Below are 15,851 nucleotides of genomic sequence, written 5' to 3' on the forward strand. Positions count from 1 at the left end.
CGCCCGTCATGCCTTCGAGGCATGACGCACAGCTTATTAAGTCTTTTTCCCCGTAGTCCGACGCGCCTACATTAACCGTCAGGACGGTGCTACGTGAAGCGAAAGTCCGATGCGCCCCGGACGCTTCAGCGATATCGCACCGCATAACGATCAACCGCTTCAAAGGACAACTGCCATGACCCGCCATACCCACCAGACCGCGCCGACCCAGTTCGCCGAAGCCAACGGCATCCGCTTCGCGTATCGCCGCTTCGGGAATCCGGGCGGCGTGCCGCTTGTGATGAACATCCACTTCACCGGCACAATGGATCACTGGGATCCCGCCATCACCGATGGGCTCGCGCAAAGCCGCGAAGTGATCCTGTTCAACAACGCCGGTATTTCGAGCAGTTCCGGCACGGTCCCCGAGTCGATCGAGGAGATGGCCGCCAATGCCGGCGCGTTTATCGAAGCACTCGGACTGAAGCAGATCGACGTGCTCGGCTTTTCGATGGGCGGACTGATCGCGCAGGAACTTGCCATCACGAAGCCGCAACTCGTGCGCCGCGTGATTCTCGTCGGCACGGGCCCGCGCAGCGGCGAAGGCATGGCGACGCTCACACCCGAAGCGCAGGAGATCTTTGGAGCGTCATACGCGCACCCCGACGATCTGTGGCTGCGCGTGCACTTCGCGCCTTCGGCGGCAAGCCAGGCGGCGGGCCGCGGCTTTACCGGACGGTTCCGTCTGCGCACCGACAATCGCGATCCCGAAGCCAATGACAAGGTCGCGCCCGCGCAGCTCGCCGCACTCGCTAAGTGGGGCGAGCCGCGTGAGAACCCGTACGACTATCTGCACGCGCTCATGCAGCCGACGCTCGTCGTCAACGGCGACAACGACGTGATCATCTATTCGATCAATTCGTGGCACTTGCAGCAGCACATCCCGAACGCGCAGCTGATCCTCTATCCCGACGCCAATCACGGCTCGCTGTACCAGTACCCGGAGCGCTTCGTCGCGCACGTCGATCAGTTTCTGTCGGAACCGCACCGGTCTCACGCGTAACGCACCCTTACACGACTCTCAACGGAATCTCGCCATGACCAACCTGACAGGCAAAACCGCCCTGGTGACGGGCGCATCCCGCGGCATCGGCCGCGCCACGGCCATTGCACTCGCCAATGCAGGCGCGCGCGTGCTGGTCCACTACAGCAACGGCGAGCAGGCGGCCGACTCAGTCGTTGCCGCCATCCGCGCGGCAGGCGGACAAGCCGACAAAATTGCCGCCGATCTGCGCGATGCGCGCGGACCGCACGAACTTGCGAGACGCGTGCGCTCGCTGACGGGCCAGCGGCTCGATATTCTCGTTGCGAACGCGGGCATCTCGAAGGCCGCGCCGATCGAAGAAACGACGGTCGAGGATTTCGATGACCTCTTCGCCGTCAATGTACGCGCGCCGTTCTTCCTCGTGCAGCAATTGCTTCCCGTGCTGGGCGACGGAAGCAGCATCGTGTTGCTATCGTCGCTTGCGGCACGCGCATCCGTGAACAATCTGTCGGCATACGCCGCGACCAAGGGCGCGGTCGATACGCTCGTGCGCCACTTCGCGTCGGCGCTCGGCGGGCGCGGCATTCGCGTCAACGCGATTGCGCCGGGCGTCGTCGAAACAGACATGTCGAACTTCGCGAAGACGGACGCGGGCCGCGATTTCACGCTAGGCATGCAGGCGCTCAAGCGCGTCGCGCAGCCCCACGATATCGCCGGCGCCGCCGTGTTCCTCGCCTCCGACGATGCGCGCTGGGTCACGGGCGACACGTTGCGCGTGGACGGCGGATCGAAGCTTTGATGCGCTCACGCTCGCGCGCCGTCTTCTAGATGGCGGCGTGCGCGCGATGAGCTATGCGTGGTGTGCACACGCCTGGCACGCGAGTGACGTGTCCGACGCCATCGGCGACGCGCGACCGTGCTGCGCGGCCTCGCGACTTCGGCGGCAGTGCTCGATTCCATGCCCCATTGACGACCGCGTATTTGCAAACGCAATCAACAGGCCTTGCGGCTGCCGCGATCGTCGGCGGCGCGCTGATCGCATACGCGCGCGATTCGGCGCATCGCATGCTTCGCAGGCATGCCCTCCAGCCTTAAAAGTCTTTTTCACGGCCGCAAGAGACGCCTAAAGTTAGCTCCGTCATGCTCACCGAGCAGCGCGACGCGAGCAACGTGTCGTGAACCTTATTGACAGGAGCCTCAAATGTCCCAACCCGTCGTTCTTATCACAGGCGCCCTCACGGGCATTGGCCGCGCAACCGCTTTGGCGTTCGCCCGTTCGGGCGCGCGGCTCGTCGTATCGGGTCGACGCCCGGCGGAAGGCGCCGCTCTCGAAGCCGAACTTCGCGAAGCAGGCGCCGAAGCACACTTCGTCCAGGCCGACGTGCGCCGCGACGACGAAGTCCGCAACCTGGTGGATCAGACCCTCGCCCGTTTCGGTCGTCTGGACGTAGCCGTCAACAACGCCGGTACGGAAGGCCGGCCCGGACCTGTCGTCAAGCAGACCGCCGAAAGTTATGCCGACACGTTCGACACCAACGTGCTCGGAACGCTGCTGAGCCTCAAGCACGAGCTCCGCGTAATGACCGCGCAGAAGGCCGGCAGCATCGTCAACATTTCGTCTACTTACGGTCATGAAGGCGCCGCATTCGCATCGGTTTATGCGGGCAGCAAGCACGCCGTCGAAGGCATCACGAAATCGGCCGCACTCGAAGTTGCGTCGACGGGCGTTCGCGTCAACGCCGTCGCACCCGGGCCGACCGATACGGGCATGCTGGACCGCTTTACCAGCACCGCTGAGAACAAGGCAGCGCTCGCAGCCACGGTGCCGCTCGCGCGTATCGGCAAGCCTGACGATATTGCCGCGGCGGTGCTCTATCTCGCCGCCGACGGCGCATCGTTCGTCACCGGTCAGATTCTGACCGTCGACGGCGGCAAGACGGCAGGCTAAGGCAACTTCACATGCTCGCCTGCGCGCTCACGGCCAGTCGGGCAGTTCAAATCGTTTTATCGGAATGGACGCGTACATGAAAACCGACCTCACGCTTTACGAATCCAAGGCCTCTCCAAACTCTCGCCGGGTTCGAATCTTCCTGGCCGAGAAAGGCATCGAAGTGTCGATCAAGGCCGTAGACCTCGGAGCAAAAGAGCAATTCTCCGACGCCTATGTCGCAATCAACCCTAGCCGGCAGGTCCCGACGCTGGTGCTGGAAAACGGCACAGCGATCGGAGAAGTCCCCGCAATCTGGCGCTACATCGAGGAAACGTATCCCGGCCAGCGTGCATTGCTGGGGACCACGCCGCAAGAAAAGGCGCTCGTCACGATGTGGGAGCGACGCGCGGAACTCGACGGCTTTGCGGCCGTGATGGAAGGCGTGCGGAACGCGGTCGCCGGGCTAAAGGGGCGCGCGTTGTCGGGTCCGCATTCTTATGAGCAGATTCCGGAGATCGTCGAACGCAGCAAGCTCCGCGTATCCAACTTCTACGCCGATTTCAACGACCGCCTGAGGGTAGTCCCTTTCGTGGCAGGCGAGGCGTTCTCGGCGGCCGACATCACGACGCTGGCGACCGTCGACTTCGCAGCGGGCGGGATGAAGATGAGCATTCCCGAGGATTTCGATGCATTGCAGGCATGGTACGACAGGATATCGGACCGCCCTTCTTCCAAGGCGTAGTGAATGCCCACTGTACGCGATGCCTGATGTTCAAGCATCCATGTGACGGCTGGCTCGCTTTTACCTTAGATAACCGCGACGCGCAGCCATCCCCATCGCTCTCCGAGCCCAAGGCACGTTAGCACGCTTTGACTACCTACACTTTGAGTGCCGGTCTACGACGCAAACGCAGCGCTCGATCGAGCCTCCTGCGGAAATGCAATGCTCTCGAAGTCTTGGCGGCCGAGGTCAACGCAGCCGTCTAGCAGGAGGTATCTGCTCGAGTTCACACGCTCGGGCTACACTGGCGCGGCAGGCATCCATTCATCAATTCCGGCTTCTAAATACGGAATCGCGCCATACACCTCTAACTACTCGCCAAGTCGAGCCGCAGCCCCTACCGCCCGAGTGGTTTCGTTCTATGCCCCACGACGGCCTGTCGGCTCACAGCGACATCTATGGATGCTTGCAGTAGCCAATGCGACGTTCACGCGACCGAGTCATCGGCGTGGTCAATGTCCCAGAATGGCCGAAACTTGCAACCTCACTGCAGGGTTAGAAGCCAACGGATTCGAGGCGCTTCATGCCGGAACGGCTTATCCCGGCGACTTTCAACCATTTCGCATGCGAGCCACCAGCGTGAGCGACTACTCTCGGATTTCCGCAGTCGATCCCTACGGACGGTCGCGCTGTCCGGGCTTTGAAGGCGGCTAATCGAGTGTTTTGGTCATCCAGGCTGCCGGTCTCGGGCACAGCGGCTCGCTTGGAGGACGTTCGCGCGATACCCCCAATGACCAAACCCGTCGTTTCGAGGTTGCGCTTTCGGAACGCTGGCTGGATCGGTGTGCCCTTCGTAGCCACAACCTGGTTGTCGCCCGTTCGCGGCAGCTTAGCGTCATCGATCAACGCACTACCGCTTGACGCCATTCCTCGACAGCTTCATCGATCGAGGTCAACCCCGGCACGTGAAGCACGCCGTCGTGAACCTTGCGGCGCAGCGCTGGGCTGCTTCCGCCGACCCAGATTCGTATATGCGGCGGCAACAGCTCGCGCAGATCGGTCAGGCCGCTCGCGACGGATAGCGCGGGCAGCGACGCGGTGAATGACAGCGCGACGATATCGATCTCATGCGCGGCCACCGCATCGGCGATATCGTGTAGCGGCGTCTGCAAGCCTATTGGAACGCATTCGCATTCGGAGAGCGTGAACATCGCTTCGGCCATCAGAATGCCGAGACCGTGACCTTCGCCGGAGAGCGTCGTCAGCAACACGCGTGGATGGCCGCGGCGTCCGCGCAGCGCGTCCTGGAGCGGGCGCATCAGGTTGCGCATCGTCGACTGGAGTGTCTCGCTGAACAGATGCTCGTGGTAGACCTGCAAGGTGCCAGCGGTCCACGCATTGCCGACACGCGCCGACAACGGCGCCGCGACGTCCAGCACGAAACGCTGGAGTCCGTCGCGCGTCGCCCGCTTCAGCAGCGCGATGCGGAAGTCGTCGTGGGCGCCCGCGCGCAGCAGCGAGATCAGACGATCGAGTTCGGCGTCCGGCGCGTCCCGCCCCACGCCAGAACTCTGCGCCAGGTGCTGAAGCACATTCATCGGTTGCCCGAGCACCTTGCTAGGCCGATGCCCCGCGTCAAGAAGGCGCTTGACGAGCCGCAGTTTCGTGACCTGGTCCGGGGAGTACAGGCGTTCGCCGCCGGGCGTGCGCACCGGGCGCGGAAAGCCGTAACGGCGCTCCCAAACACGAAGCGTGTCCTTCGTCACCCCAATTTCTAAAGCGATCGCCGCGATGCCAATTCCCGTCACGGCCGCCGTCGAAGCCACGTGCGATGGCGCCCGCTCCGGAGTCGCGGCCTCATCCGAGGCCGGCTCCGAAGCGGACTCCTGTAACGATGAGTCTGCCGTTGGCGGATCACCCGACATGTTTGTTGATGCAGAGAGGACCGAGAGCGACTGACCATCCATCTTGCTCATCAAAGCCGATCCGCCATGTCCGGCCGCAAACGTTCTTCTTCGCAGATCCGTGGGTTGTGCACACTTTTTGCATCCAACGATATCGCGTGTACCGTATAACATTGCTGCGGGCGAAGCCTGAAAGACGTCGCCGCAAAGGCGGCATTTCATAGCGTGACGCGCGCTCCAGCCGGCGTATGGGTCGAGCAGTTCCATACCTCTGGAAATCAGGCGGGCGGACACTTCCTCTACGTTGACGGCCATAGCGGTCCTTTGTCTTGGAACGTTCCGCTAAGTAGTCTATGCCGTTCAATGTTCTCCAACCGCTCGTGCGGAAAAAAATGGCTCTAGTTTCGGGAAACGATGTAATTTTTTCGTGGCAGCTCAAGCGCTGCACGTCGTATTCCTGTGCCGCATGGCGTCGTATTCCTGTGCCCTATAGACCGGGCCGTATGAAGTCGAACTCCAGGATCTCGATAGTCGTTAACCTATTCTTGCCGGCCCGGCGTTCAACCTACGCTAAATTTTGTCGGCGAAGTTCGGTCATATAAAAGGCGGCTTCGCTGCCGCAAGAATTACGGGGCATGCGTTCGGCGCTTTTGCACATCCGCGGAGGAGCGCGAAGTTGATATGCCCAGAAAGCATAAGCCAATTCCGGCCGGCACAGAGTAGGTGCCGAAGGGTAGCCATACACGCAATCGACGAAGGCCCCATGGGTTTTCGGATGCTATCGGCACGCCTATTCCAGAGGCCCGCCTCGAAGTGATGTCCGGGCCATCTTCACGGTTGCGGAACAGGAGAAGCGCGAGGCCTAGCGATAGCTGTCGACGCGGCGACACAGCCTTAAGCAATTTGATGTTCGCTTGACCACAGGGGCGGCTCGCCTCACGCGTCTAACGAGCGAGATAAGCGACGATTTTACCCACCGTAATCAGCGCCACTTCCATTTTCGAAGACCACGGACTGCTGCAGTTGATGCGGATAAAGTTCCGATAGGTTTCCTCGAAGACAGAAAACATGTGGCCCGGTCCCACAGTAATGCCGCGCTCGAGCGCCTTTCGATAGACTTCCATCGCGTCCACTTTGGCAGGCATCTCCACCCACAGAACATAGCCCCCGCGCGGTTCGGAGATCCGAGTCCCTGAGGGGAAAAATCGATGAATCAACGCTCTCGCTAACTTGGTTTGGTGCGCATAGGTCTTCCTTAGACGGCGAAGATGACGCTCATACCCTCCCGATTCCAGAAATTCCGCGATCGCCATTTGCGGAATGGGTGGCGAAGTCAATGTGTTCAGAAATTTCAGATTTTCAATCTTGTCCCGATAGACTCCCGGGAGTACCCATCCGATGCGGTACGCCGCCGTCAAACTCTTTGAAAAGGACGCGCATGTTACGACCAGTCCTTTCTTATCGAACTTCTTTAACGTAGAGGGTGCGGTTTTCCCGAAATACAGCTCGTTATAGACCGCATTTTCCACGACGGGTATTTCATGCTCGCCGAGCAATGCCATCAATTCTTTTTTTTGCTCGTCGGGCATTTCAAACCCGAGCGGATTCTGGAAATTCGGCATCAGCATGCACGCCTTCACATTTTCCCGTTTGATCACACCGGAGAGCGCAGTCGTATCGATTCCGAGCGTCGGATGGGTTGGAACCTCGATAGCCCGCATTCCCAACCGTTCGATGGCGTGCAACATGGCGTAAAAAGTGGGCGATTCAACGGCAACTGTATCCCCAGGACTCGCGACAGCCTGCAAGGCAAGATTAATCGCTTCGGTTGCGCCGACCGTGATGATGATCTGATTCGGGTCCACGAGCAGTCCGCCTTCCAGATGACGCTTCGCTATTTGCCGGATCAGTTCGCAATTTCCCGGCGGCAGAGCGTCACCCACGCCCCACCTCTTCTGAGAGCGGCCAATCTTTGCCGCTATGCGGTTCAGTTTGGCGAAAGGGAACGCCGTGGCATCCGGATACGGCGATCCCAACGGCACAGCATGGTCCACTTGAATCCTGCGTAGCGTCGACAGCACCAGTCTGCTTACGTCCACGGGACTGGACACAGAGACCGGTGTGGAAGGAAGGATCGGCAAAAACGGCCGGTCGTCGGCGCTCGCTGAACTCTCACGCACGTAGAAGCCGGATTGAGGCCGCGAGGAAATCAAGCCCTTGCTCTCCAGGCGAAGATAGGCGCGAATGACCGTGGATATGGACCGGCCATGTTGCTGGCTCAACTCGCGAACGGATGGCAGGCGGTCACCCGGTTTATAGACCCCGCTGCGGATCAGCCCCTCGACGTCGTTCGCAAGCTTTTCATACAGCGCCATATAAACCTCAGACAAAATTACAGGCTGCCGTTCGCCGATTGGAACGCGCAAGGAACAGCGGAGCATTTTTACGGTAAGTCTAAACTGTACTCTATCCAAACTGCCTGATCTGTAATGCATGTGATTGCGGTAACGCGCCTATCGTGGAAGCAATTCAAATAGCTGATAGGTATTGAACATGCACAACAGACGCTCCGCTGTCCGACTGCAAAAAGACGACCTTGCCGCGCTTCAAAGCAATCAGGCGTGCGCCCGCCCCGTTCCCGCGCAAGGCAGTACGGGAGGGCCTTGTCGATGAACCTCATCGAGAGCATGCGTATTTACGTACGGGTGGTTGAACGCGCGAGCATCTCCGATGCAGCGCGCGATCTCGAGATCGGCCAGTCGACCGTGAGCGAACGAATCGAGCGGCTTGAGAAGTTTGTCGGCTGCCGCTTGCTCCTCCGGAGCGCGAGAGCCTTCAGTTGCACGCCCGAAGGTCAGACGTTCTACGAGCGAAGCAAGACGATCCTTCAGGCCGCTTCTGAGGCGATAAGCGAGATTTCCGGAGATCAGCAGCTTGCAAATGGCATTACGCGCATCGCGGCACCACATTGCTTCGGAGAGACGATACTGCCCCACCTCATCGAATACTTTCGAAGCAATTTCCCGCCGACGCCATTGAGCCTGACGCTGAATGACCGGGTGGTCGATCTGGTCACCGAGGGAGTGGACATATCGTTTCGCACCGGGCCTCTTGGAGAAGGCGCGTTCATCGCTTACCCGCTCGGAAAGGTGAACCGGCTTCTCGTGGCTTCGCCCGCCTACGTCGAAAAGTACGGTCCTATCGAATCGCCGGGTGATCTCGCCTCGCATACCCTGATCAGTTTCAACAACCCAGCGGATCAGCTTGCGATGATCAGCGACTCGGGCGTGGTGGAGAACATCCCTTTTCCAAGCGACATCAAGACAAGCCACTGGCGCCCGGCGTTTGAAATGGTCCGCATGGGCATGGGTATCGGCGCGTTCGAGGAATATGCCTGCACGGAAGCACTTGAAAAAGGCGATATCGTGAAATTGCTGCCCGGCTTCAAGATCGTCCCGCTGGATATGAATCTATTGATCCAGGCCCAACGTCCCGTGCCGCAGCGAGTGCGAACCATCGTCTCCATTCTGAGGAATGTCGTTCCTAACTTTCTGCCACGGACCTTATAGCAGCATTCAGGATAGGGAGCATTCAGCGGTGATTTCCAGCACGCGTGAACAAGCACTAGCATGCCTTTACTACCCCGCTCCCTTCATCGTTATATTCGATAAAACATTACGACTTAGTCGTTGACGATACTTAGCATCGTTTAGCATATCGCACCAGTCATTGTGACAACACCTACAATGACTCATCCCTTGTCACACTGAATTCGATTCGAATAACTTCGCCATAAGCACACATAGGAAACCTGCACGCGTTCCTGATTGCGCGGCGCCGGATCGCTTTATCAGCAACGACCCGCAATTCTTATCCGCATCCCTTCGGAGGCCGGCATGGCAAAAAGAGAGGTTCCTGGTGTTCGTCCGTATGATTCGCCGGCGGGTGGCTGGGGCGCGCTGAAAGCCACGGCACAAGCGGTGAGAACGCAGATGGAGACGGTCGAGGCACCTATCATCCTGATGCGCACCAACCAGCCCGATGGCTTCGATTGCCCCGGCTGCGCATGGCCCGACAAGGAGCATCGGTCTACGTTCCAGTTCTGCGAGAACGGAGCGAAGGCCGTCACCTGGGAGGCCACCACCAAGCGCGTCGGCCCTGATTTCTTTGCCGCGAATACGGTCACCTCCTTGCGCGGCATGACCGATTTCGAACTGGAAGGAATGGGGCGACTGACCCACCCGCTCGTGTTCGATCGGGCAAGCGATAAATTTCTGCCGGTTGCCTGGGACGATGCGTTCCGCCGCATCGGCGAAGTGCTTCGCAATCTGCCTCCCGATGAGGCCGAGTTCTACACGTCGGGCCGGGCGTCGAACGAAGCAGCCTACCTGTTTCAATTGTTTGCGCGCGAGCATGGCACGAACAACTTCCCCGACTGCTCGAACATGTGCCACGAGCCGACAAGCGTCGGCCTCCCGCAATCCATCGGCATTGGTAAGGGGACGGTCTCGCTGGAGGATTTCGACGTCGCAGAGCTCATCATATCCATTGGGCACAATCCCGGCACGAATCATCCGCGCATGATGGGCACCCTGCACGAGGCCTCGCGGCGCAACGTGCCGATCATCGTCTTCAATCCGTTGCGGGAACGCGCGCTCGAACGCTTCGCCGATCCCCAGGACGCCATCGAAATGGCAACCTTCAGCTCGACGAGAATCGCATCGACCTATTATCAGCTCGACGCCGGAGGCGACGCGGCCGCGATCAAGGGCGTCATCAAGGCATTGCTGGCGATGGACGAGGAAGAAGGAAACGTGCTCGATCACGAGTTCATCGCCCAGCACACCAACAACTTCGAGGCATTCAAGCAGGATATCGAAGCGACGGAATGGGCCGACATCGAGAAAGCGAGCGGACTCAACCGGCCGGGACTCGAGCAGGTCGCGCTCGCCTATGCAAAGTCGAAAGCGACGATCGTTACCTATGGCATGGGAATCACCCAGCATAACCGCGGAACGGCGAACGTCAGGCTGATAGCTGACCTGCTGTTACTGAAGGGAAACTTCGGCAAGCCTGGCGCCGGCATTTGCCCGCTCAGAGGGCATTCCAACGTGCAGGGAAATCGAACCGTCGGGATCACGGAAAAGCCTTCGACTGCGTTTCTCAGCAGCATAGAATCGGTTTTTGGCTTTTCTCCGCCACAAGCGCACGGTCACGATGCCGTGCAGGCGATGCAGGCCATGATCGAGGGGAAATCCAAAGCGCTCATCTGCCTGGGCGGCAACTTCGCTGTCGCCCTGCCTGACTCCGACCTGGCCTTCCCCGCCATGAGAGAGCTCGATCTCAGCGTTCACATCGGCACCAAGCTCAATCGAACCCATCTCCTGGTCGGGAAAGAGACCTACGTGCTGCCGTGCCTGGGCCGGACAGAGCTCGATATGCAGGCCACCGGCCGGCAGTCGATCACCGTCGAGGACTCGATGTCGATGGTCCATGCGTCCTCGGGCAAGTTGACGCCCGCATCCGAATTCCTGCGCTCCGAGCCCGCGATCGTTGCCGGCATGGCAAAAGCGACCCTGCCGGCGAGCAAGGTCAAGTGGGACGAACTCATCGCGGATTACGACAAGATCCGCGATGCCATCGAGCGAACCATTCCCGGATTCGAAGCGTTCAATGAGCGCATTCGCGTCCCCGGTGGATTCAGGCTTCCCCTCCCGCCTACCGAACGTGTCTGGCATACCCCTTCCGGCAAAGCCGAGTTTTCGATCTACCAGGGCGTGAAGGAGGATGCCGACGTTCTGGGCGCCGAAGGCGTGCTGCGCCTGATTACCATCCGTAGCCACGATCAATACAACACGACGATCTACGCAATGGATGATCGCTATCGCGGCGTGTTCGGGAGACGCGATATCCTCTTCATGAACGAAGCCGATTTGACTGCGCTTGGCCTCGAACATGGCGATGTCGTGGACATCGAGACGATCTGCACCGACCGAACACTGACGCTGAAGGGGATAACGGCAATCGAATACAAGATCGCTCCGGGCTCGGTCGCCGCGTATTACCCGGAGGCGAATGTGCTCGTTCCGCTGGATTACATCGATAAGGAAAGTGGAACGCCATCGTACAAGTCCGTGCCGGTGCGCGTGCGCCGCTCGGAGGCGACCGCGCCCTGACATGCCGGAGCGGCAGCGTCTAAAGGCAATCGCCTGAACAACACATCAGAATAGCCGCGTCTCGGCACGCTCCAGGGCATCATCACTTTGAACACGATGTCCCTGGAGTTCTTTGCCTGAGTAGTGACCTCGCATCATGCCAATGGAGCCGCGCCAAATGGATATCTTCGACGCCTTTCATCTTGCGAGATTGCAATTCGCATTCACCGTATCGTTTCATATCGTTTTTCCGGCAATCAGCATCGGGATGGCCAGTTTCCTCGCGGTACTGGAATGGCGATGGCTTGCAACCGGCAACGTCGCTTATCGGGAGATGTTCCACTTCTGGTCGCGCATTTTCGCGGTCGGCTTTGGCATGGGCGTGGTGTCGGGCGTCGTGATGGCCTACGAATTCGGGACCAATTGGAGCGGCTTCTCCGAGGTCGCAGGCAACATCACCGGACCGCTACTCACCTACGAGGTCCTGACCGCCTTCTTTCTCGAAGCCGGATTTCTGGGCGTCATGCTTTTCGGATGGAACCGTGTCGGGCCGCGCGCGCATTTCTTTGCGACGCTCATGGTGGCCGTCGGTACGCTGATTTCGACCTTCTGGATTCTTGCTTCCAATAGCTTCATGCACACCCCGCAAGGGTTTGCCATGGTCAACGGCCGCATCGTGCCCACCGACTGGCTCAAGGTCATTTTCAATCCTTCGTTTCCGTATCGGCTTGCGCACATGACGATCGCGGCTTTCATCGTTGCCGCGTTCATCATCGCCGCGTGTGGCGCCTGGCATCTGCGCAACGGCCGTGCCGACGAGCCCGTCAAGCGCAGCTTCTCGATGGCCCTCTGGATCTTGCTGTTCCTCGCGCCGCTTCAAATCATGGTCGGTGACGCACACGGGCTGAATACGCGCGAGCATCAACCGGCGAAGATCGCAGCCATCGAAGGCCTGTGGGATACGGAAAAAGGCGGGACTGCCCTGAACCTCGTGGGGCTTCCCGATATGGAAGCGGAGGTCACGCGCTACGCAATCTCGATACCGCATCTGGGCAGTCTTATTCTCACCCATAGCTGGACCGGCGAGATCCGCGGACTGAAGGAGTTCAAGAAGGAAGATCGGCCTTATTCGCCGATCATATTCTGGACCTTCCGGCTGATGGCGGGCCTGGGCATGCTCATGCTGCTGACCGCGCTAATCGCCTTGTTTCTCCGCTTCCAGGGACGGCTGTATGAAGCGCGCTGGTTTCACGGCTTCGTATTCTGCATGGGGCCTTCAGGCATCGTCGCCTTGCTCGCGGGGTGGATTACCACCGAGGTCGGGAGACAGCCGTGGACGGTCTATGGCGTCCTTCGAACGATCGATTCGGTGTCTCCGATCGGCGCGCAGCAGGCAGGCGTCTCCCTGCTGATCTTCGTGATGGTCTACTTCCTGGTGTTCGGTGTCGGCATCTACTACATGCTCAAGATGATGAAGCGTGGACCGAATGCCGTGGTCGATCAGTGGGCGCATCTGCGTCACCCTGTGCTTCGCAACCGTCCGCTCGACGCGCTGGAAGGAGAAAAATAAATGCAACTCGATCTTCCGATTGTCTGGGCACTCATCATCGGGCTCGCCGTTTTTATCTATGTCATCCTCGACGGATTCGATCTCGGGATCGGTCTGCTATTCCCGTTCTTCGAAAGCAAGGGGGAGCGGGAAGTCATGCTCAATACCGTTGCTCCAGTCTGGGACGGCAACGAGACCTTCCTCGTATTAGGAGGGGCGGGTCTGTATGGCGCGTTCCCGATCGTGTATTCGACGCTGCTGCCCGCGAACTACATGCCGCTCATTCTGATGGTGATCGGTCTGATCTTCAGAGGCGCGGCGTTCGAGCTCCGGGCCAAGGCCCGGCGAACCCAACATGCCTGGGATCTCGCCTTCATTGGCGGATCGGCTCTTGCATCGTTCTGTCAGGGCGTGGTTCTCGGTTCGCTCCTGCAAGGCATCAGGATCGTCGACGGCCGCTTCGCGGGCGCGCCTTTCGACTGGCTCTCGCCATTCAGCCTGTTCTGCGGTTTCGGCCTGATGACCACCTACGCGACCCTGGGGTGCGGATGGCTCATCATGAAAACCGACGGCGACATGCAAGACAAGATGCGCGCGGTGATGAAACCGTTGGTTGCGGTCTTGTTCGGCACGATCGTGGTGGTCAGCATCTGGACCGTGCTGGGACTTCCGAGGGTGGAGGCGCGCTGGTTCGGGAGCGGCAACACGAAGTACTTTGCACCGGTGCCGATCCTGGTTGTCGCATGCACCTGGGGCATTTACCACGCCCTCAAACAACGTCACGAGGCGACACCCTTCCTTCTAACGCTGGCGATATGCTTCCTCGGTTTCAGCGGTCTGATAATCAGCATCTGGCCGTACATCGTTCCGCCCTCTCTCACCATCTGGGAGGCGTCGTCTTCCCGATCGAGCCAGATTTTTGCACTGGTCGGAACCGCCATCGTCCTGCCGGTAATTCTGGTCTACAACGCGATGCAATACCGGGTGTTTCGCGGAAAAGTCCGTGAGGGCGACGCCGGATATCACTAGCCCATTCTCCAGGAGCTCACGCGGCATTGGGCCGGACGAACGCGATCAGTCCGGCCGAAGCGATCGACTCCCGACCTATCCGCCTATTGAGAGCATCCATGATCGTCCGACCGAATCAAAACTGGTTCACGTTGCTTTTCGTATGGAATGGCTCGGTGCTCCAATCGATTATCCCCCAGCTTGTTTTCATGCTGATCATCAGTAGCCTTGCAGTTCTGACCCAGGGAAAAATCTTTGGCGAGAAAATCCCGCTGAACACGACTCCGTTCACGCTCTTAGGCATTGCGCTGGCGATATTTCTGGCGTTTCGGAACAATGAAAGTTACGCGAGATTCAATGAAGCTCGCCACCTGTGGGGCAACATCCTGATTGCCAGTCGCAATCTTGCCTCGCAAACGCTCTCTTACTTTCCGACGCAAATGGATCATGTCCGGTTCTGCAATTTGATCGTCGCTGTTCCCTACGCGCTCAAGCATCAGTTACGTCGAACCGACTCCATGCACGACCTTGACCGATTGCTCGACGGCGGTGAGAAGACAACGTTTCGCATGAAAGCCTATCTGCCGGCCGCCATATTGAGCGCAATGCGTGAACGCCTCGCTCAACTCGAAGACCTGAACGGAAGCGCGATGACCAGGCTCATTATTCTGGACAATCAGATTTCAGACCTCGAAAGATCAGTTGGCGGATGCGAGCGTATCGCATCAACGCCCATTCCGTTCGCCTATAGCGTGCTACTGCACCGCACCGTCTACGCGTATTGTGTCTTGCTTCCTTTTGGGCTTGTGGATTCCACGGAGTTCTTCACTCCATTGCTCTGTGTCTTCATTTCATACACCTTGATCGCATTGGAGGCAATCGCGAGCGAGGTGGCGGACCCGTTCAGCGAGGCACCCAATGCACTCGCGCTCGACTCCATATCACGGAACATCGAACGGTCGGTCCTCGAGATCTATGGTCGCGCGTTGCCCGATGAATTGCGGCCCAGGCGCCCCTATCAATTCACGTGACGTTCAAGCGAGGAGGTCAGCATGTCGAGCCATCTGATAATCGCCACGTTTTCGAACGTGGCAACTGCCGAACAGGCTAGCCGGGAGATCCATCGTTTCGCATCCGAAGATGAAGGACTGACGATTCATAGCGGCGTACTCGTGCAGAAAGGTTCCGACGGCAACACCCACGTCCTCTTCACGCAGTCAAGAGCAATCTGGGGCCCGGTCATCGGCGCCATTACCGGCACGCTTCTTGGCTTGCTCGGCGGCCCCGCGGGGGCGCTATTGGGTTTCACCGTGGGTACTTCCGCGGGCATTGCCGAGCAGCTCATATCCGATGTTCTGGACGATGAATCAGTGAAATCGATCCTTACGCGCCTTCCGGCCGGTCAGGTGGCCCTGATCCTGGAAGCCGACGAGGACTCACCCGCGCAGGTCGATACGTTGATCGCCGCAACCGGAGGCAGCGTTTTCCGTCGCAATCTCTGAGGAGACGGGGTGCGCGTGCTCGATTCGAAACGGATGATGATCGCGGCGTCGATGCCTT

General features: G+C 59.4%; 12 protein-coding genes. 10 read left to right on the forward strand and 2 right to left on the reverse strand.

Annotated elements, in window-relative coordinates; all coding sequences use genetic code 11:
* The first annotated feature begins 175 nt into the window (after positions 1–175).
* The 4 genes from AWB80_RS16705 to AWB80_RS16720 all read left to right on the forward strand — a co-directional run bounded on the left by AWB80_RS16705 (position 176) and on the right by AWB80_RS16720 (position 3,696).
* On the forward strand, positions 176–1,042 hold the full coding sequence (locus AWB80_RS16705) for an alpha/beta fold hydrolase (protein ID WP_061175771.1): 867 nt from the start codon (positions 176–178) through the stop codon (positions 1,040–1,042).
* Positions 1,043–1,076: 34 nt separating this feature from the next.
* The gene (locus tag AWB80_RS16710) at positions 1,077–1,823 is read left to right on the forward strand and encodes an SDR family NAD(P)-dependent oxidoreductase (RefSeq protein WP_061175772.1); all 747 of its coding nucleotides are present in this window, start codon (positions 1,077–1,079) and stop codon (positions 1,821–1,823) included.
* Positions 1,824–2,225: 402 nt separating this feature from the next.
* Positions 2,226–2,972, forward strand: a complete 747-nt coding sequence (locus AWB80_RS16715; protein ID WP_061175773.1) for an SDR family NAD(P)-dependent oxidoreductase — start codon at positions 2,226–2,228, stop codon at positions 2,970–2,972.
* Positions 2,973–3,048: 76 nt separating this feature from the next.
* On the forward strand, positions 3,049–3,696 hold the full coding sequence (locus tag AWB80_RS16720) for a glutathione S-transferase family protein (protein ID WP_061175831.1): 648 nt from the start codon (positions 3,049–3,051) through the stop codon (positions 3,694–3,696).
* Between the two features lie 881 nt (positions 3,697–4,577).
* On the opposite strand, the gene AWB80_RS16730 is transcribed toward AWB80_RS16720, so the two are convergent.
* Positions 4,578–5,651 (reverse strand): MerR family transcriptional regulator, encoded by a 1,074-nt coding sequence (locus AWB80_RS16730; RefSeq protein WP_425266856.1) that lies wholly within the window; start codon positions 5,649–5,651, stop codon positions 4,578–4,580.
* A gap of 872 nt (positions 5,652–6,523) precedes the next feature.
* Positions 6,524–7,954 (reverse strand): aminotransferase-like domain-containing protein, encoded by a 1,431-nt coding sequence (locus AWB80_RS16735; RefSeq protein ID WP_061175776.1) that lies wholly within the window; start codon positions 7,952–7,954, stop codon positions 6,524–6,526.
* 294 nt (positions 7,955–8,248) lie between these two features.
* Here AWB80_RS16735 and AWB80_RS16740 point away from each other — a divergent pair, with 294 nt between their 5' ends.
* From AWB80_RS16740 to AWB80_RS16765, 6 genes are all read left to right on the forward strand, one after another.
* On the forward strand, positions 8,249–9,148 hold the full coding sequence (locus AWB80_RS16740) for a LysR family transcriptional regulator (protein WP_061175832.1): 900 nt from the start codon (positions 8,249–8,251) through the stop codon (positions 9,146–9,148).
* Between the two features lie 327 nt (positions 9,149–9,475).
* On the forward strand, positions 9,476–11,755 hold the full coding sequence (locus tag AWB80_RS16745) for an FdhF/YdeP family oxidoreductase (protein ID WP_061175777.1): 2,280 nt from the start codon (positions 9,476–9,478) through the stop codon (positions 11,753–11,755).
* A gap of 157 nt (positions 11,756–11,912) precedes the next feature.
* Positions 11,913–13,304, forward strand: a complete 1,392-nt coding sequence (locus tag AWB80_RS16750) for a cytochrome ubiquinol oxidase subunit I (protein WP_061175778.1) — start codon at positions 11,913–11,915, stop codon at positions 13,302–13,304.
* On the forward strand, positions 13,305–14,312 hold the full coding sequence (cydB, locus tag AWB80_RS16755; protein ID WP_061175779.1) for a cytochrome d ubiquinol oxidase subunit II: 1,008 nt from the start codon (positions 13,305–13,307) through the stop codon (positions 14,310–14,312).
* A gap of 98 nt (positions 14,313–14,410) precedes the next feature.
* The gene (locus AWB80_RS16760; protein ID WP_061175780.1) at positions 14,411–15,322 is read left to right on the forward strand and encodes a bestrophin family protein; all 912 of its coding nucleotides are present in this window, start codon (positions 14,411–14,413) and stop codon (positions 15,320–15,322) included.
* Positions 15,323–15,343: 21 nt separating this feature from the next.
* Entirely contained in the window at positions 15,344–15,793 is a 450-nt protein-coding gene (locus AWB80_RS16765) for a DUF1269 domain-containing protein (RefSeq protein WP_061175781.1), read from the forward strand.
* The last annotated feature ends 58 nt before the right edge of the window (positions 15,794–15,851 follow it).

The sequence above is a fragment of the Caballeronia pedi genome (assembly GCF_001544915.2).
Lineage (GTDB): Bacteria > Pseudomonadota > Gammaproteobacteria > Burkholderiales > Burkholderiaceae > Caballeronia > Caballeronia pedi.

Coding starts and splice junctions, on each gene's coding strand:
- AWB80_RS16765 (WP_061175781.1), top strand. CDS start 15,344: ATGTCGAGCCATCTGATAATCGCCACGTTTTCGAACGTGGCAACTGCC.
- AWB80_RS16735 (WP_061175776.1), bottom strand. CDS start 7,954: ATGGCGCTGTATGAAAAGCTTGCGAACGACGTCGAGGGGCTGATCCGC.
- AWB80_RS16745 (WP_061175777.1), top strand. CDS start 9,476: ATGGCAAAAAGAGAGGTTCCTGGTGTTCGTCCGTATGATTCGCCGGCG.
- AWB80_RS16740 (WP_061175832.1), top strand. CDS start 8,249: ATGAACCTCATCGAGAGCATGCGTATTTACGTACGGGTGGTTGAACGC.
- AWB80_RS16715 (WP_061175773.1), top strand. CDS start 2,226: ATGTCCCAACCCGTCGTTCTTATCACAGGCGCCCTCACGGGCATTGGC.
- AWB80_RS16750 (WP_061175778.1), top strand. CDS start 11,913: ATGGATATCTTCGACGCCTTTCATCTTGCGAGATTGCAATTCGCATTC.
- AWB80_RS16705 (WP_061175771.1), top strand. CDS start 176: ATGACCCGCCATACCCACCAGACCGCGCCGACCCAGTTCGCCGAAGCC.
- cydB (WP_061175779.1), top strand. CDS start 13,305: ATGCAACTCGATCTTCCGATTGTCTGGGCACTCATCATCGGGCTCGCC.
- AWB80_RS16720 (WP_061175831.1), top strand. CDS start 3,049: ATGAAAACCGACCTCACGCTTTACGAATCCAAGGCCTCTCCAAACTCT.
- AWB80_RS16730 (WP_425266856.1), bottom strand. CDS start 5,651: ATGAGCAAGATGGATGGTCAGTCGCTCTCGGTCCTCTCTGCATCAACA.
- AWB80_RS16710 (WP_061175772.1), top strand. CDS start 1,077: ATGACCAACCTGACAGGCAAAACCGCCCTGGTGACGGGCGCATCCCGC.
- AWB80_RS16760 (WP_061175780.1), top strand. CDS start 14,411: ATGATCGTCCGACCGAATCAAAACTGGTTCACGTTGCTTTTCGTATGG.